Origin of the sequence: Atopostipes suicloacalis DSM 15692 (assembly GCF_900129085.1) — a bacterium.
Taxonomy (GTDB): Bacteria; Bacillota; Bacilli; order Lactobacillales; family Carnobacteriaceae_A; genus Atopostipes; species Atopostipes suicloacalis.
Genome location: NZ_FQUF01000019.1, coordinates 1 through 17,431 on the forward strand (window position 1 = coordinate 1; position 17,431 = coordinate 17,431).

The window sequence follows — 17,431 nt, forward strand, 5'->3', positions numbered from 1 at the left end:
GTCATTCGATCAAAAAAACGAGAGATTGAAGGTTGTGAAGCCCACACACCGTCCGTTGACAGAGTCTGTAATACCGGATCATGCTGTAAGATATCTGCTGATAAATCAGCTTTATAACCAGCGATGATCTGAAAAAGTATTTGTTTCAAAATCTTATGGTTATCGTGTATCCAGTAACGACGGTCTTCATTAAACGAAACGATTTTTTTAGAAAGCTCTGTAAAATGAAAAGCATCTATAAATTCGTTGACCAACGTCAAACCAGAATCACTCGATAAACGACCACCTGTATGAGAGACATGTAAATGATTATTGAATTTTGCTGCAGTTTCTTGTAAAGTAACCATTGAGAGAACTCCTTTCTATTGGTTGTTTGTCGTGAATTAACCATATCAGAAAGGGGTTCTTTTTTCATCACCTAATGGGTGATGAAGCAATTTACTATAAGTATTATAATTACAACATTCATTAACATTTTTAGAAAAACTATGAATTATTCAGGTCTCTTATTTCAGTCAGTTAAAGGTGTCTAACTTTCAATTTATTTTTCTGCTGCTAGTTCTGCTGCTTCTCTTTCTGTTGCAGCTTCTTGTTCTTCTGCTACTAAATATTCTTTATCTAAACTACGCATAAATGGATAGTAAATAACCACACTCGTCAACAAAGTGACTACTTGTAGCAGAGCTGCACTTATGGCCCCGCCAGAAGCTAGATACCCACTAATTATAGGCGGCATGGTCCAAGGCACAACAATACCGGCTGGGCTTGCTACTAGGCCTGTTGTCATCGCAAAGTAAGAAATAATTGCCATAACAATCGGAGCTGCAATAAAAGGAATTAATAATTTAAAGTTTAAAACAATTGGTAAACCAAAAATAAGTGGTTCATTAATATTAAAAATTCCTGAAGGCAGTGTTAATGCACCTAAGGCTTTTGCTCGTTCACTCTTTGTGAAAAAGGCTAGTACGATTGCTAAACCTAGTGTTGATCCTCCACCACCAATCCAAACGAAGATCGTCATAAATTCATTCGTAATAATATTTGGTAAGGCTTCACCCGCTTCTAAAGCTAAACGGTTTTGATCCGTATTTTGTAGCCAAATCGGGTTCATAATCGGTCCAATAATGTTTTGTCCGTGAATTCCTAAGAACCAGAAGAATGAATTTAAGAATATCATTAACAATGAGCCCCATAGAGAAGAACCCACTGCGGTAAATGGACGTCCAATCGTTTCTGTTACTAATACGTGGATGTTTCCATCCGCGACTCCTGTCATATCTATAATTGCATATAAAACACCAAATAATAAAATAACTAAAAATCCTGGAATTAAAGCCGAGAACGAACGTGACACTGCTGGTGGAACACCTTCTGGCATTTTTATTGTCCAGTCTTTTTCAACAGCGAAACTAAATATTTCAGCCGTAATTAACCCAACAACAATAGCAATAAATAATCCAGCACTTCCAACATACGTGTAACCAATACCCGTTCCAGCGTCTGTTGCTAAGTCAGGTGTTACAATCACAAAAGCTGAAAGAGCAATAACACCAGCTGAAATACCATCTTTTCCATAGTATCTCGTTAAACTATTTGCGATTCCAAATACTGCAATTAACCCCATCAAACCAAATGAACCATTTGTAATTTTACTAAAGTAAGGCGCAATTCCTACGTCTGCAATCCAGTCCATATAAGCTTCAGAAGGTAAATTTCCTAAAATTAAGAATAAAGAACCAATAATAATCAAAGGCATTCCTAAAACGATACCGTTACGTAAAGCAACTAAATGGCGTTGTGACGCTAACTTACCTGCATATAGTTCTATTTTTTCAAACATATTTGATCGTTCCTCTCCTACATCTTTATTCTACTTCAATAAATTTAAATGAAGACCAAGGTTTTAAATCGCTTAATAATTCAATCGCATCATCTGTGATTGTACCTACGATGTTGCGAGTACCATCATCTTCAATTGGAAGTAGAATAACTTGTGTTTCACCTTTATACTGACCAAAATTATTGTTGCCAAGCACTATAGATCCTTTTTCAACTGGACCTGTTGTATGAACAGGGAAATCTTCTTCACGATATTTAACTCGTGTCATCGTTGAGCGCAATAGATAAGCAGAGCGGTCTCCACGGTAAACATGCAATTCATCTAAAATGACTTTCTTTTCTAAATCTGTAATATTATCTGCTAATTCAACAGGTAATAAAATATGTGGACTGAAGAAAGCTTCTGCTGCTTTTCTCAGCTCTTCTTCGGATGCATAACCATTTCCAATAATTAAATCATCAATTGTGCCAAGCATTTTATAATGAGTAACTTGTACTTCAATCGGTAAATGGCGATGTTCTTCTAAGGAACATAAACCTGTTTGAACCGGCCATGGTCCTAATTCTCCTACTTGAGAAGTGATAAATGCTGCTGTATTTAGATTATAAGCATTAAATTGTGCCGTTGTTTTTTCAAAATGTTCGCGAGATAAGCCTGAATATTTCATTGGATAAAAGTTATGTGACGCGATTAAATTTTCACGCTTTGGTTGGTAACTCATGACATTATCAATGTATTTTGTGCCACTACTCATATTTACTTCAATTTTTAGATCATAATCATTTTTAGTCATTAAAGCTTCTTCTGAGCCACCAAATCCAAGATCTAAACGTATAGAATCTGCACCAATATCAGCAAAAAATTTCAAATCTTCATAACTAACACCGAGCTGATCAAACAGTCGTGGATTAATATCAAGCGTTGTTTGCATGCCTAATGAGTTTCCGTATTCGATGATTTCTCGATATTTGTCAACGACCTCATCACGGTCGCCATCGATTTCAAGTAAACTAGTAAAAATACGTTTAAAGCCAAATTCGCTAGCTAATTCTAAGTACTTTTTATCCTCATCTACATTAGATTTTGAAGGATAAATTGAAACACCTAATTTTTTCACTTAAATCACCTTTCTTTTGTTATGAAATATTCTTTCAACATATTTAGTATATAACGAAAACGATTTCGATACAATTTATGTCTTTTCCCTACCTTATGAAAATATTGAAATATTGCGTTCAGCATAGGATACACGTATACTATTTACGAAAATATTTTTTGGAGGTGTATAGATGATAAATAAAATGGTTTCCTATATTAAAAATAATCTCTCCGTTTTAATTATTATTTTGTACTCGACAATTATCAGCACCCAGCAAGGTCAGTTAGCTTTAAAATATGGCGAAAAAAGATTCTATTTTTATTTCGTTTTAGGCGGTCTTTTATTGATTCTCCTCATGAAAGGGATTCAAATGCTTTATCAACGAGACAAAAATTCAAAAACTGATGATTAATTCTGCTCACCAAATGTGACACTTCCTAAGATCACAGGCTTTGATGCACCTGTTGCGGATGGAACATTACTTGGTTGGCGATGTAAGGTTTGATTTCCTAAAATAACCATTGCCACGGCTTCTTTGGCATCTGATGAGAGGCCTAAGTCTTCTTGACGAATAACAGAAATTTCAGGTAAAACTTCTTTAATCATTTGGACTAAAGTTGGATTGTAACTTCCGCCGCCTCCGATAATTAAATCTGTTTTTTCGGTGGTATACTTATCGACACTTTTCGCAATGGATCTAGCAGTAAACATTGTAGCTGTAGCTAGCCAATCTTCTGCTGGTAGTTTATATTTATTTAAATATTCTTGCACAAATTGCAGGCCAAATTCTTCTCGACCGGTTGTTTTTGGTGGCTCCCTTAAAATAAATGGATGGTTCATCCAGTCTTCTAATACTTTTTCATTCACTTGCCCTTGTTTAGCATGTTCTCCATTTTTATCGTATGGTTCATTATAAAAATGCTGACTCAACTCATTAATGATCATATTTCCAGGCCCTGTATCAAAGGCGACTAAGTCATTTAGCGAAGCGTTCGGGGGGATGACCGTAACGTTTCCGATGCCGCCGATATTTTGAAGCAAGCGGGTACGTTCATGATGTCGGTATAAAATATATTCTGAGTATGGCACAATCGGAGCTCCCTGCCCGCCAACCGTCATATCTCTAGGTCGGAAATTTGAAACTACTGTACACCCTGTCTTTTCTGCGATAACGGCTGCTTCTCCTATTTGTAGAGTTGAAGAGCTATATTTTTCTGTTTCTTCAGGGATATGATAAATTGTTTGACCGTGGGAAGCAATGAAATCAACATCTTTTAAATTAATTTTTGCTGCTTTACTCACTTTTATAGCCGCATCTGCAAAGAGCTCTCCAAGTTTAACATTTAAAGAACTAATTAAGGCAGAGTTTGAAGATTCGATGGAAAAGGACTCGCGAATTTGTTGATCAATTTTTTCTGGAATTTCAAGGGTTTCAAAGGCGATTAATTCAACTTCTGTTTCTTCATTAACACCCGTAATATTTACCAATGCTGCATCTACACCATCTAAAGAAGTCCCTGACATAATTCCTATTGCATAAGTCATTTTAATTTCCTTTCTATTTTAGTGATTGAAATGTTGTCTAATTATATTATGTAGACGTGGTCGTAATCGTAAAAACCATGTCATTTAACATAAGTTCCTCTTCTAAAAATATAAAGCTTTTCTCCTTAATCATAACTCTCTTCTCGTATTCTTGCAGAACTTGTCTTAATTATAAATATTATTTCTATGATATTCAATTAAAACTAAAATAAAATTTTATATAACTTTTTTAATTATTTTTAAATAAATAAAAGAAAATAGCGTTTTTTTGCAAATATTAATAATAGGAGATAAAACAAAGGAGAGAAATCATGTTAATAAAACCACGCACAAAATCCATAACTCATCTTGTCTTAGAATCTTTGAATTACAGAATAGGGTTGCCGGTTGAAGATAAAAGAAGATACCAGAATCAAATGAAAGGCTTTCAGGGCGAGCAGCTATTTGATCAGTTGATCAATCACTCGCAACAAACCGGCTTTGTCGTAAATGACTTATTTTTAAGTAGCAAGGATACGCACTATCAAATGGATTCTATCCTCATTTTGAATAAGCAGCTGATTATTTATGAAGTCAAAAATTATACCGGAGAGTATTGTTATGAAAATGGCTCTCTTTTTTCGAAGAATGGCTATAGTCTGCAAAATCCAATCGATCAAGTCAATCGGAAAAAAGCTTATTTAAACAATTGGCTTTTAAATAATGATTATTCTTATAAAGTAAAGGCTTACGTTGTATTCATAAATTCGGATTTTTATATTTACAATCTTCCAGCAACAAGCGCCATTCTTTTTGTAGGTCAGCTCGAGCGTCATTTTAAGACCTTAACGAACGCAAATCAGTCTGTGAATGCTCAAGATAAAAAGCTAGCGCAAGCACTGGCTAATCAGCATAATGGAAATTATCGTCCCGATAATTTACCTTCTTATGGTTTTAATTATTTGAAAAAGGGGATTTTATGTCCTAATTGTTTTTCCTTTAAACACACCGATACAAGGGAAAAACGTATTTGTACTACATGCGGACATATAGAAAAAATAGCCGACGCGATTTATCGAAGTGTATTGGAATTTCAAGTGCTTTTTCCAGAAATTCCAGTAAGTGTGCAGACGATTTTCGAATGGTGCGGAGGCAAATATACGAAACCTAGAATTAGAAGAGTACTAAGTCAAAAAATGACTAAGTATTCTAATGGACCAATGACTTATTACAAAAACTGACTTTTTTAAAAGGTTATCCTTACAAGTCGGGCTTAATTTTGCACTCACTTGTGAGGATAGAGCCGTTACCCTTACAAGTCGGGCTCATTTTCACGCTCACTTGTGAGGATAGAGCCGTTATCCTTACAAGTCGAGCTCATTTTCACGCTCACTTGTGAGGATAGAGCTGTTACCCTTACAAGTCGGACCTATTTTTAGGCTCACTTGTGAGGATAGAGCCGTTACCCTAAGGAGTTGGACTTATTTTTGCGCTCACTCCTGAGGATAGAAAGCTACTTATTTCGAAATCTCACTAAAAATTAAAAAAACGAGTCAACTTTTCAGTCAACTCGTCATTTCACATTCTACTCTATTTTCTTATTTAATTTTCAACCGTTTCATAAGATCCTTGTTCTACATACACACTTAAGATAGCAATATCAGAAGGAGTGACTCCACTGATACGGCTGGCTTGCGCAATGGTTTCAGGTTGAATTTTAGTTAAGCGATCAACGGCCTCTGTCGCTAGACTTCCAATTAATTTATAGTCAATATTTTCTGGAATCTTTTTGTTTTCCATACGTTTTACTTTGTCTACTTTGCGTTGAGCTTTGTTGATATAGCCTTCGTATTTAATATGGATTTCAACTTGTTCTTTGACCGCTTTAGAAACTTCTTCTTCTGGCGGATAAATCGCAGCCACATCATCATAAGAAACATAAGGACGACGCATGAAGTCATAAGCTAAAATTCCGTCTTTTAATTGTGGTTCTTCTTTTTCTTCCAAATACTCAACGACTTGGCTTGGTTTAATTCGAACCGTTTTTAGACGGGCTAGTTCAGCTTCCGTTTGTTCTCTCTTTTCTGTAAAAGCAGCATAGCGTTCTTCAGAAATTAAGCCAAAATCATAACCGTAATCAGTTAAACGGAAATCTGCATTATCATGACGTAATAACAAACGATATTCGGCACGAGAAGTCAATAAGCGGTATGGTTCTGCTGTTCCTTTGGTTACTAAATCATCAACCATCACGCCAATATAACTTTCATTACGTTTCATAATAAATGGTTCTTTTCCTTGGTTTCTCAAGGCAGCATTTATTCCCGCAAGCAATCCTTGCCCAGCAGCTTCTTCGTAACCGGAAGTTCCATTCGTTTGACCCGCTGTGAAAAGTCCTTCAACCATTTTCGTTTCAAGACTTGGTCGTAATTGATGCGGTAAAATGACATCGTATTCTATGGCATACCCAGTACGCATCATTTGTGCATTTTCTAAGCCTTTTACGGATCGTAGCATATCGACTTGTACATCTTCAGGAAGTGAGGTGTTTAGACCTTGAACGTAGATCTCATCGGTATCGGCACTTTCTGGTTCTAAGAAAATTTGATGACGATTTTTATCGGCGAAACGCACGACTTTATCTTCAATTGATGGACAATAACGAGCGCCTACTCCATCAATAATTCCTGTAAACATTGGTGCACGATCAATGTTACTTAAGATCGTTTCATGAGTACCTTCATTTGTATACGTTAGCCAGCATGAATATTGATCTTCAATAGGCATATAATCTTCATCTTTTGATTCATAACTAAAATGATGAGGTTCTGGGTCTCCAGGTTGTTCTTCTGTATAAGAATAATCAATAGAATCTTTATGAATTCTTGGAGGAGTCCCTGTTTTAAAACGATTCAATTCAAAACCATGTTCTTCTAAGTTTTCTTGTAGTTTAATCGAAGGTAACGTATTTTCTGGGCCCGATGAATATTTTAATTCACCAATAATAATTTGACCACGAGCTGAAGTTCCAGTAGTTAGAACAACCGATTTTGCTCGGTAAATTGCTCCAGTGTTAGAAACGACTCCTTCAATTTTATCATCTTCAATGAGTAATTCTTCAATAATTCCTTGTTTTAAATCAAGATTTTCTGTGTGTTCTAGTGTCTTTTTCATTTCCAAAGAATATAAATGTTTGTCTGCTTGTGCGCGTAATGCCCGAACAGCAGGACCTTTTGCGGTATTTAATAGACGCATTTGAATATAGGTTTTATCAATGTTTCGACCCATTTCTCCACCGAGCGCATCAATTTCTCGAACCACAATTCCTTTTGCAGGTCCTCCTATAGAAGGATTACATGGCATAAAGGCAATCTTATCTAAACTAATCGTAGCTAATAATGTCTTTTGTCCCATACGTGCGGCTGCCAATGCAGCTTCAACGCCTGCGTGTCCACCACCTACAACAACAACATCATAGTTTCCAGCTTCATATTTTTGCATAATAACCTCCTATGTTATTTTCCAAGGCAGAATTGACTAAATAATTGTGTAATCAATTCATCTTGAATAGAATCTCCTGTTACTTCACCTAGTAAATCCCAAGCTCTAGTTAAGTCGATTTGAACTAAGTCAACAGGCATGCCTAACTCGATACCTTCAATGACTTCTTCCAAGGATTGGATGGATTGTTCAAGCAATGAGATGTGGCGAATATTTGAAATATAAGTCGCATCTTTTTCTCCCGTTTTTCCTTCAAAGAACAAATCAACAATCGCATTTTCTACTTCGTTAATTCCCGTATTTTCAGTAATTGAGACTGAAATAACGGAGTTTGGATCAACTTTTTCGAGTAACTTATCGACATCTAATTTTTGAATTAAATCCATTTTATTTAAAATAATTAAGCGTTCTTTATTTTCAGTTAGTTCTAATAGTTCAAAATCTTCATCCGTTAATTCTTGGCTTTGGTCAAAAATCAATAAGACTAACTCTGCTTGTTCAATTTCTTTTTTACTTCTTATAACTCCGATACGTTCAACTTCATCTTCCGTCTCGCGAATCCCCGCCGTATCAATTAATCGTAAAGGAACGCCTTTTACATTCACAAATTCTTCAATGACATCTCTAGTAGTTCCTGCAATATCGGTAACAATCGCTTTATCTGAACGAACAAACATGTTCAGCAAACTTGATTTTCCAACATTAGGACGTCCAATAATTGCGGTAGCTAAGCCATCACGTAAAATTTTTCCTTGTTGCGCTGTTTCTAATATTCGCTCCACATGATTTTTAACTTCTCCTGCTTTTTCTAACAATAATTGTGAAGTCATTTCCTCCACATCATCGTATTCTGGATAGTCAATATTTACTTCGACTTGAGCGAGTGTTTCTAAAATTTCTTGTCGTAAATTTTTAATTAATTGTGATAAATTTCCATCCAATTGTGAAATCGCATTATGCATCGCTTTATCCGTCTTCGCGCGAATCACATCCATTACTGCTTCCGCTTGTGACAAATCAATTCGTCCATTTAAGAAAGCACGTTTTGTAAATTCGCCTGGTTCAGCTAAGCGAGCACCCGCTCCTAATACAGTTTGAAGCACTTTATTGGTGACATGTACACCACCATGTGTATTAATTTCTATAATATCTTCACGTGTGTACGTCTTTGGGCCACGCATAATCGTAACCATCACTTCATCAATTTTTTCATTTGTTTTTGGATGATAAATATTTCCATAATGAATGGTATGAGAAGGCTGATCAGAAAGCCGTTTATTCCCAAGTTTATAAACCTTTTCAGCAATCTCTAATGCCTCGTCCCCACTCAAACGAACAATTCCAATCCCACCTTCTCCTGGTGGAGTTGAAATAGCTGCAATTGTGTCAAATTCTATCGCCATCTTCACTACTCCTTTGTTTCAAATTATTTTAACCAATAAAAAAAGCACTTGATTTACCTTTAAAAAAGACTTCCCTACAAAGATCGCAGGTGCTTCAAAGGTAAAAAGTACTTTCACTACTTTTTAAGTAATATTTATTCTGTTTTCATTTGCGGATACTATTCTATACAATACGAATACAGATTACAAGAGTTAAGCTCATATTTTTTATAATTTTAATCAAGAACTTTCTTAATATCGCCTACCAAATATAAAGACCCAAACTGTATCACAATCTCTTCTTTTGGTATTTCTTCTTTAATATAGGTCAACACTTCTGCCACTTCAAAAAAGGCACGTGCTTTGTATCCTTTGCTTTTTAAGTCATTTGCGACGCGGGAAGCGTTAAAGCCTCGATAAGGATCTGGTGAAATGACTAAGAATTCTTTCGCTAAGGGGAGAACTTTCTCAATCATGGTTTCGTAATTTTTGTCGCGCATCATGCCTACTACAAAATAAAATTTTTTGTTTGGAAACAATTTTTCTAACGTTTCGACTAATCGGTTCACGCTTGCCATGTTATGGGCACCGTCAATATAAAATAAAGGTTTATCGGATACTTTTTCAAATCGTCCAGCCCAAGTCGCTTTTTTTAGCCCTCGGTAAATGACTTCGTTGGTTAATGGATAGCCTTTGTCTTTTAAAATTTCGCAAGCCTCAAGTACCACACTGGCATTTTCGATTTGATGCAAGCCTAAGAACGATAACTGAACGTTTTGCCATGTTTTATAATTGAAAGTTTGTTGATCCTTAGTACTAGAGAGTATTTCAATGTTGTCAGTATCTAAGAAAGTTAATTTTCCGTTTATTTGTTCTGCCCAATTTAATGCGATTTTCTTCAGGTTTTCTTCAACGGGTCCTACTACTAAATGTCCATTCTCTTTTAAAATTTGTACTTTTTCTAGCATGATGACTTCTCTTGAATTTCCTAAGATTTTCACGTGATCAATCCCGATTGAAGTTATCACCGCAACATCTGGGGTTTCAATGACATTTGTCGAATCTAAACGTCCCCCAATACCTGCCTCTAAAATAATGACATCTGGGCATTTTTCCTGAAAATATAAAAAAGCAACCGTCGTTAACAATTCAAAAGCATAAAATTTTTCATTTAATTCTGCCTCAAGCTCTAAAATTACGGGCTCTATTTTTTCCATAATACGAATAAGATCGGCTTCCGCTATATAGTCATTATTTAGTCGAATGCGCTCATTCACCACTTCTAAATGTGGTGAGGTAAAAAGGCCAACATTCAAGCCCGCTTCACGTAAAATGGATTGAAAAAAAGCAGCCGTTGAGCCTTTCCCGTTTGTTCCAGTAATATGAATAAAAGATAGATTTTTTTGTGGATGATCCAAACGACTTAGTAATTGAAAAAGGCGTTCTAAACTTTCTTTCTGTCCATTTCCACGGTTTGTATTAATATAACTAATTACTTTTTCCATGTTCATCTGATCATCCTCCTATTGAAATGAATACGCATTTCGTTTTAACATTTTTTTTACAGTTTAAAAATACTCCTAAATAAGAATAACATTTAATAAAAAATGTTTCATACTCAGGAGTATTTTTTATTTATAATATATCACTTTAAATATTATTGGTTTTCTGGTTCAACCACTAAGTAACGTTTGGGCTCACGGCCTTCAGAATGGGTCTTAACTTTTGGATTTTCATTTAAATAATGATGAATTTGTTTACGTTCATGTGCTGGCATCGGATCTAGCTTGACGCGGCGGTTGGTTTTAATCACTTTTTCCGCTGTTCGTTCAGCCAATGCTTCTACCGTATTTCGGCGACGTTCACGATATTTTTCTACATCTACACGAACGTTAATTTTACTATGTGCGAGCTGGTGCATATGGTTTTGAGCCAATGTTTGCAAGCCATTTAATACTTTTCCATGACGGCCTATCACTAAACCAGCGTTTTCTGTTTCAACATCATACTTCACATTGTCTTTAACTCGGCTCGTGTAAACTTCAACATCTGAGATATTCATTTGCACGATAATATCCTTTAAGTATTGACGAACATTATCGATAGCTTCTTGATCATCTCTTTGGATTTGTTCTTCCTTGTCTACTTTACTTTCAGTTTGAGCGGCTTCTTGATTTTTTTCAACAAGCTCCACTTCAGCAGGATCACGGCCTTCAGCGAGTTCCTCAACACTCATTTTAGCTTCTTCTGCTTTAGCTTCTTTTTCATTTTTTACTTCTTGTTTTTTAGCTGTTTGAGTGACTTTCTCTTTTTTCTCTTCTTTTTTAGCTTCTTTTAGTGTGGATGGTTGTTCGCGCTCTATTTCAAATTCATCATTGAATAGTTCATCGACAAGATTTATTTTTTCTCTTCTCTCAACAATCACAACGGCATCTTTCTGACCAATTCCTAAAAAACCTTTTTTACCAGGTTCTTCTACAGTAATTTTCGCTTCGTCTCTAGTAATGCTTAATGCATTAAGTCCTTTAATAATAGCTTCTTCTTGTGTTGCTGCTTGTGCAATATATTTTTCCTTCACGAGTCTACCCTCCTTTAGATCTTAATCATTTTATTGTTGTCTGACATCATTATAACAAAAAATTATTTTCTTACACTTCGACCGGTTTTTCTGGCTTTATTAATTGCTCTTTTTCTACGACGTTCTGCTTCTTTTTCCATTTCTTCTTTTTCTTTAAGCTTTCTACGTTTAACAAAAGGATTGTTGAAAATCAAAGTAATTATAGCTCGTGTTGCATTTGATGTTGCAAAATATAATGACAATGAACTAGAAACTCTAAACGTAATAAAGAAAATCATTGCAGGCATTATAAATGACATAGCATTTGTTTTGGTTGCTGGATTTCCATAAGACATAAGTAAACTGTTAGCTAATGTAAATATCGCTGCTAAAACAGGCAAAATGTAATACGGGTCAGCTTTACCTAACTCTAACCACAAGAAATGTCCTGTTGCTAATACTGGAGTACGGACAACCGTTTGATACAAGGAAATAAAGATTGGCATTTGAATTAACATTGGTAGACAACCCATTAATGGGTTCACACCAGCTTCATCTTGTAATTTCTTTGTCTCTTCTTGTAATTTTGCTTGAGTTTCTTCATCTTTCGATGAATATTTCTCTCGTAACTCTTCAAGTTGAGGTTGAATCTCTTGAGTTTTTTCCATACTTTTTTGCTGATAATTCGTTAGAGGTAGCAATATAATTTGTCCTAATGCTGTAAAGACAATAACGGCTAGTCCATAACTTCCACCAAATAAATCTGAAAGCCATAAAATAAATTGAGATAGATTATAAATAATAACTCCATCCCAGAAACCACTGCTATCCGGGCCAATAGGCTCTGTAGAAGCTCCACACGCACTTAAAAATACAACAAAACTTACAAGCGTAAGTGTGAGGAGCATTCGTTTATTCTTCTTATAAAAGTCTTTCACTATTCTTCTCTCCTAAAATATATTCAATCTACTATAGTATACATTAAATGGATTCGTAAATATGCATCTTTTATGAAAGTTCACTTAAGATAACATGCGATAGAGACAAAACGTGTACAAGACTCTTTTTTATTTCCCAGTAATCCATTTGACTGACTGGTTTTCTGGCAATAATTATAAAATCAAGGTCTTGATTAAATTGTTTTTCTTTATCCAATTCCATTAAGGCATGACGTATTCTTCTTTTCACTTGATTCCGAGTAACGGCATTTCCGATCTTTTTACCTACAGAAATTCCTACACGAAAATGATTTTGTCCTTCTTTAGGAAGTTTATAGACTACAAACTGACGGTTGGCTTTAGATTGACCCTGATTAAAAACTTTTTGAAAGTCTTTCTCCGACTTTACTCTATAAGCTTTTTTCATCTTTTGACTTCCCTTCTTTTTTAATTATGAGAAATTTCACTTGCTTATAAAAACAAAAAAGCGACGTTCACTCATTCATAATGAGATCCTGTCGCTTAGTTTTTTATGAAACGTATTCTTCATAATTAATGAGTCAGACGCTTTCTACCTTTACGACGTCTGTTTTTTAAAACTCTACGTCCATTTTTAGTACTCATACGTTTACGGAATCCGTGAACCTTTTTTCTTTTACGTTTTTTTGGTTGATATGTTAATCCTTCTGACATTTAAAAACACCTCCTGAATTCTTTGAGCAATCATTTATTCACTAAAATATAATATAATATCATTACCATGCGAACAGACTAACCTATTTTATGAAAAAATGTTGTTTTTGTCAACTAGAATTTTGACTTTTCGTTCGATTTGTTATTTCCATCTAAAAACGGCTCATTAGTTACGACTATTCATCATTCCGAGAGATCCCATAAGTATTCCCTAAAGGCAAAGTAAACATTATTCCGACTCCAGGCTTATAAATATCGCCTACAATTTCTTTTACTATATTTACCGCTTTTTCCAACAACTCTTCATCTTTAATCACAGTAAAAATAGTCTTATTATAAGGCCTTGAATCATTGAGCATACTTTTTAATACACCATAAAAAGGCTCCTCTGTATTTTCGATAGCAGTCATAGCACTTCCCATTCCCTGACTATCCATAATTGTTGCCCCACCAATACCAATGTCTACAAAGGCATCTAATATTTCATCTAAATATTCAGTTTTATTGAGGACTATAAACAAAACATTCATTTTTTATCTATCCTTTCAGAATCAAGTTGTTATTTTAGCTTCTTTCTTTAACATACCATCCACTTCGCCTGCTTTTGTGATAGCAATTTTCGCAAGAACTGGACCTATAATTTCAAAGATTAATACACTAAATAATATCACCGTAACAATCGAGTCACTAAATTGTGGTAACTCACTTCGAACAATGGAAGATAAGCCAATGGAAATTCCACCTTGAGTTAATAAACTCAAGCCTAAATATTTTTGAATAATTTCATTATCTCCAATTAATCTTGCTCCTATGCCTGCACCCATAATTTTACCCAATGCCCGAGCAAAAATATAACCCACTCCTAATAAGCTAACAGAAGATAAAACTTTTAAATCTAAACTCATGCCAGCTAATGTAAAGAACAAGAGATTAATGGGTGGTGTAAATTCATTCAGGGTACCAAAAACCCTTTTAGAATTTTGATGAAGATTCACTAAGGTTGCTCCCATCATCATTGAAGTTAGTAATGGTGATAAATTAAAGAAATTTGAAGCACCAATTCCTGCTAAAATAAAGGCCAAAGAAATTTTTAATAGCTCATCTCTTCCTTTCACCTTCTTCGCTAAGTAAGTCAGTCCAATGCCTAATATCAATCCAAGCAATAACGAACCAAATATTTCAATCAATGGTGCACTTATTATTTGTAAGACCGTAAAATCTGCTACTCCTGACGTTATTTTAGCTAAAGACAAAGCCACGCCAAATAACATAATGCCTACAGCATCATCTAGTGCAACCACTGGTAAGATCGTCTTCACTAACGGTCCATTTGCTCTCAGTTCACGAATAACCATAACAATACCTGCTGGTGCTGTTGCTGCTGACATACTTGCAATAATCAAGCTAAATTCAAAACTCTGATTAAAGATCAAATACATTGCAACGAACACGACAATAAATGCGCCAAAAACTTCAGTCAAAGTCAGAATTAAAGCTCTCTTTCCTACTTTCTTCATATCGGATAGTAAAAATTCACTTCCGATTGTAAAAGCAATCGCTGCTAAAGCAATATCAGTAATAAAGCTAAGAGATTCTAATTCTTGACTACTAACTAAATGAATAAAAGATGGACCTAAAATTAAACCCGCAACAATATAACCTGAGACACTTGGTAGTGCAAATCTCTTTGCCACCCGCCCTCCCAAAATACCTACCAAGATAATAACACTTAAATTAAAAAACAAATCCAATTTTTGTCATCCCTTCCTTTCTATTTTTTATACCTTTCTTAACTCCTAAACCCAATAAAGCAATAACTAATTACCCTCCCTCTTTTAAAAAGACTCCCCTTAAGCTTACCATAACTGTATTTTTAGTTTTTTTAATCTCCTTTATTGAATAGTGATTGATCAATTTATCGGATTATTACTTATTTTATGGTTTATACATTTATCCTCTAAAATTTAATTACCAGCGTTAAATATTTAATGAAAGGTATACACTTTTTATTCAAACTTATCCACATTGCCTGTTATTGATAAATTCTTTTTTTATCTTATCCACATGTTTTTTACCCAATATTATATAATTCACACTTTTGTATATAACTTATCCACATGTTCATAACATCTGTTGATAAACCCTCCCAAGACTATATAATCAATATTCTATTTTAGCCTATATTTTCCACAGTTAGAATTTTGAAGGAGATTCAACAAATACTATCCACAAAATCTATGCACCTTGTGGATAACTTTCTCACACCTTCTGAATTAATTTATGCACAATTTTATTATTCTGTGGAAAACTTTTTTAACACGTGCTAAAATAAAAGATACCATCTTATATATAAAGGAGAGAAGCCACGTGTTAGAAGATCAAAATAGCATATGGATTTATTTAAAAGATAAATTTAAAGAAGATCTTTCCAAAGTTAGTTTCGATACGTGGATTGATAGTGCTCAAGTTCTTACAGTTTCTAATCAAATGATTATGATTCAAGTACCGACAACATTACATAAAGAATATTGGGAAAATCATCTTGCAACTAGAATCGTTGAGTATATTTATGAATATGCTGGACAAGAGATCACGCCGCGATTTATAACCAAAGATGAACAAGAACAGCAAGATCAAGAAGAAGAAATTATCGAAATACCCAACAACATACAAACCATTAGTCGATCAAGTGAATTGAACAGTAAATATACATTTGATACTTTTGTTATTGGTAAGGGAAATCAAATGGCTCATGCCGCAGCCTTAGTGGTTTCAGAAGAACCAGGAACCATTTATAATCCATTGTTTTTCTATGGGGGTGTAGGACTTGGGAAGACTCACTTAATGCATGCGATTGGCCATCAATATTTAAGTATCAATCCAGATAAAAACGTTAAGTATGTATCGAGCGAAACCTTTGCGAATGACTTTATTATGTCTATTCAAAATCGAACCCAAGAAGAATTTCGTAAAAAGTATCGGACTGTTGATTTACTTTTAGTAGATGATATTCAATTTTTTGCTGACAAAGAAGGAACACAGGAAGAATTCTTCCATACGTTTAATGCTTTATATGATGATCGAAAACAAATTGTCCTAACGAGCGATCGCTTACCAAATGAAATTCCAAAGCTTCAAGAACGTCTAGTATCTCGCTTTGCTTGGGGGTTATCCGTTGATATTACACCACCAGATTTAGAAACACGGATCGCAATTTTAAGAAAAAAAGCAGATGCGGAACGTCTAGAAATACCCAATGATACACTCAGCTATATTGCTGGACAAATTGATTCAAATATTCGTGAATTAGAAGGGGCTTTAGTGCGAGTCCAAGCTTTTGCAACAATGCAAAATCGTGAGATTTCAACAAGCCTGGCTGCAGATGCATTAAAGAGCATGATTAAAGGATCCGATAAGGAAGTAACGATTGAAAAAATTCAAAAAGATGTTGCCCGCTATTACAATATAACGATCGAAGATTTGAAGGGGAGACGTCGAGTGAAAGCCATTGTCACTCCTCGACAAATTGCTATGTACTTAGCTCGTGAATTAACAGATGCTTCGTTTCCTAAAATAGGATCTGAATTTGGTGGTAAAGACCATACCACTGTTTTACATGCTCATGAAAAAATTACAAATGCGATTAAAGAAGATACAAAAATGAAAAGAGAAATTGAAGAAATAAAAGATCGACTTTAAGGTTCTGTGTATAACTTTTTAGTTAGACACATTTTCATCCACAAGTTATCCACAGTGGAAAAGTAGCGAGCGAAACTATTTATTTCAATTATCCACAGTATTCACAGGCCCTACTACTATTACTATATTATTTATATAATAAATTTAATTAAAGGGACTTCAAAATACGCAATTATAAAACATAAAAATACAAAAAAA

The 17,431-nt window shown here is 34.7% G+C and carries 16 protein-coding genes; 3 read left to right on the top strand and 13 right to left on the bottom strand.

Translation table 11 applies throughout. The annotated features are described in order from the left end of the window. From BUB96_RS06655 to BUB96_RS06665, 3 genes are all read right to left on the bottom strand, one after another. Window positions 1-347, bottom strand: a 347-nt coding sequence (locus tag BUB96_RS06655; protein ID WP_200789064.1) for a transposase, incomplete at its 3' end; no start/stop codon positions are given. 194 nt (window positions 348-541) lie between these two features. Beyond that, entirely contained in the window at window positions 542-1,840 is a 1,299-nt protein-coding gene (gene celB, locus BUB96_RS06660) for a PTS cellobiose transporter subunit IIC (protein ID WP_073298076.1), read from the bottom strand. Between the two features lie 25 nt (window positions 1,841-1,865). After that, complete coding sequence (locus BUB96_RS06665; RefSeq protein WP_073298078.1) at window positions 1,866-2,957, bottom strand: DUF871 domain-containing protein; 1,092 nt, start codon at window positions 2,955-2,957, stop codon at window positions 1,866-1,868. Window positions 2,958-3,129: 172 nt separating this feature from the next. Here BUB96_RS06665 and BUB96_RS06670 point away from each other — a divergent pair, with 172 nt between their 5' ends. Continuing rightward, window positions 3,130-3,351, top strand: a complete 222-nt coding sequence (locus BUB96_RS06670) for a hypothetical protein (RefSeq protein ID WP_073298082.1) — start codon at window positions 3,130-3,132, stop codon at window positions 3,349-3,351. On the opposite strand, the gene anmK is transcribed toward BUB96_RS06670, so the two are convergent. Then, complete coding sequence (gene anmK / locus BUB96_RS06675) at window positions 3,348-4,484, bottom strand: anhydro-N-acetylmuramic acid kinase AnmK (protein ID WP_073298084.1); 1,137 nt, start codon at window positions 4,482-4,484, stop codon at window positions 3,348-3,350. The two genes, BUB96_RS06670 and anmK, sit on opposite strands and share 4 nt — an antisense overlap. A gap of 311 nt (window positions 4,485-4,795) precedes the next feature. Between anmK and BUB96_RS06680 the strand changes: the two genes are divergently transcribed. After that, on the top strand, window positions 4,796-5,704 hold the full coding sequence (locus BUB96_RS06680; protein ID WP_084136962.1) for a nuclease-related domain-containing protein: 909 nt from the start codon (window positions 4,796-4,798) through the stop codon (window positions 5,702-5,704). Window positions 5,705-6,065: 361 nt separating this feature from the next. Here BUB96_RS06680 and mnmG read toward each other — a convergent pair whose 3' ends face one another. From mnmG to BUB96_RS06725, 9 genes are all read right to left on the bottom strand, one after another. Then, entirely contained in the window at window positions 6,066-7,964 is a 1,899-nt protein-coding gene (gene mnmG / locus BUB96_RS06685; protein ID WP_073298089.1) for a tRNA uridine-5-carboxymethylaminomethyl(34) synthesis enzyme MnmG, read from the bottom strand. Window positions 7,965-7,978: 14 nt separating this feature from the next. Continuing rightward, window positions 7,979-9,367 (bottom strand): tRNA uridine-5-carboxymethylaminomethyl(34) synthesis GTPase MnmE, encoded by a 1,389-nt coding sequence (gene mnmE, locus BUB96_RS06690; RefSeq protein ID WP_073298092.1) that lies wholly within the window; start codon window positions 9,365-9,367, stop codon window positions 7,979-7,981. Between the two features lie 215 nt (window positions 9,368-9,582). After that, on the bottom strand, window positions 9,583-10,857 hold the full coding sequence (locus BUB96_RS06695; RefSeq protein WP_073298094.1) for a bifunctional folylpolyglutamate synthase/dihydrofolate synthase: 1,275 nt from the start codon (window positions 10,855-10,857) through the stop codon (window positions 9,583-9,585). 146 nt (window positions 10,858-11,003) lie between these two features. Beyond that, on the bottom strand, window positions 11,004-11,924 hold the full coding sequence (gene jag / locus BUB96_RS06700; RefSeq protein ID WP_073298096.1) for an RNA-binding cell elongation regulator Jag/EloR: 921 nt from the start codon (window positions 11,922-11,924) through the stop codon (window positions 11,004-11,006). A gap of 62 nt (window positions 11,925-11,986) precedes the next feature. Next, complete coding sequence (yidC, locus tag BUB96_RS06705) at window positions 11,987-12,841, bottom strand: membrane protein insertase YidC (protein WP_234945817.1); 855 nt, start codon at window positions 12,839-12,841, stop codon at window positions 11,987-11,989. A 70-nt stretch (window positions 12,842-12,911) separates the two neighbouring features. After that, window positions 12,912-13,268, bottom strand: a complete 357-nt coding sequence (gene rnpA / locus BUB96_RS06710; RefSeq protein ID WP_073298099.1) for a ribonuclease P protein component — start codon at window positions 13,266-13,268, stop codon at window positions 12,912-12,914. A gap of 125 nt (window positions 13,269-13,393) precedes the next feature. Continuing rightward, complete coding sequence (gene rpmH / locus BUB96_RS06715; RefSeq protein ID WP_073298101.1) at window positions 13,394-13,534, bottom strand: 50S ribosomal protein L34; 141 nt, start codon at window positions 13,532-13,534, stop codon at window positions 13,394-13,396. 176 nt (window positions 13,535-13,710) lie between these two features. Continuing rightward, window positions 13,711-14,064 carry a P-II family nitrogen regulator gene (locus BUB96_RS06720; RefSeq protein ID WP_073298103.1) on the bottom strand — a complete coding sequence of 118 codons (354 nt, stop codon included), beginning with the start codon at window positions 14,062-14,064 and terminating at the stop codon, window positions 13,711-13,713. Between the two features lie 21 nt (window positions 14,065-14,085). Beyond that, window positions 14,086-15,285 (bottom strand): cation:proton antiporter, encoded by a 1,200-nt coding sequence (locus tag BUB96_RS06725; RefSeq protein ID WP_073298105.1) that lies wholly within the window; start codon window positions 15,283-15,285, stop codon window positions 14,086-14,088. Between the two features lie 616 nt (window positions 15,286-15,901). Here BUB96_RS06725 and dnaA point away from each other — a divergent pair. Further along, window positions 15,902-17,233 carry a chromosomal replication initiator protein DnaA gene (dnaA, locus tag BUB96_RS06730; protein ID WP_073298107.1) on the top strand — a complete coding sequence of 444 codons (1,332 nt, stop codon included), beginning with the start codon at window positions 15,902-15,904 and terminating at the stop codon, window positions 17,231-17,233. The last annotated feature ends 198 nt before the right edge of the window (window positions 17,234-17,431 follow it).

Bases quoted from the DNA above. Each gene is read 5' to 3' on its own strand.
- celB (WP_073298076.1), bottom strand. From the start codon at position 1,840: ATGTTTGAAAAAATAGAACTATATGCAGGTAAGTTAGCGTCACAACGC.
- BUB96_RS06670 (WP_073298082.1), top strand. From the start codon at position 3,130: ATGATAAATAAAATGGTTTCCTATATTAAAAATAATCTCTCCGTTTTA.
- anmK (WP_073298084.1), bottom strand. From the start codon at position 4,484: ATGACTTATGCAATAGGAATTATGTCAGGGACTTCTTTAGATGGTGTA.
- BUB96_RS06680 (WP_084136962.1), top strand. From the start codon at position 4,796: ATGTTAATAAAACCACGCACAAAATCCATAACTCATCTTGTCTTAGAA.
- mnmG (WP_073298089.1), bottom strand. From the start codon at position 7,964: ATGCAAAAATATGAAGCTGGAAACTATGATGTTGTTGTTGTAGGTGGT.
- mnmE (WP_073298092.1), bottom strand. From the start codon at position 9,367: ATGGCGATAGAATTTGACACAATTGCAGCTATTTCAACTCCACCAGGA.
- BUB96_RS06695 (WP_073298094.1), bottom strand. From the start codon at position 10,857: ATGAACATGGAAAAAGTAATTAGTTATATTAATACAAACCGTGGAAAT.
- rnpA (WP_073298099.1), bottom strand. From the start codon at position 13,268: ATGAAAAAAGCTTATAGAGTAAAGTCGGAGAAAGACTTTCAAAAAGTT.
- rpmH (WP_073298101.1), bottom strand. From the start codon at position 13,534: ATGTCAGAAGGATTAACATATCAACCAAAAAAACGTAAAAGAAAAAAG.
- BUB96_RS06720 (WP_073298103.1), bottom strand. From the start codon at position 14,064: ATGAATGTTTTGTTTATAGTCCTCAATAAAACTGAATATTTAGATGAA.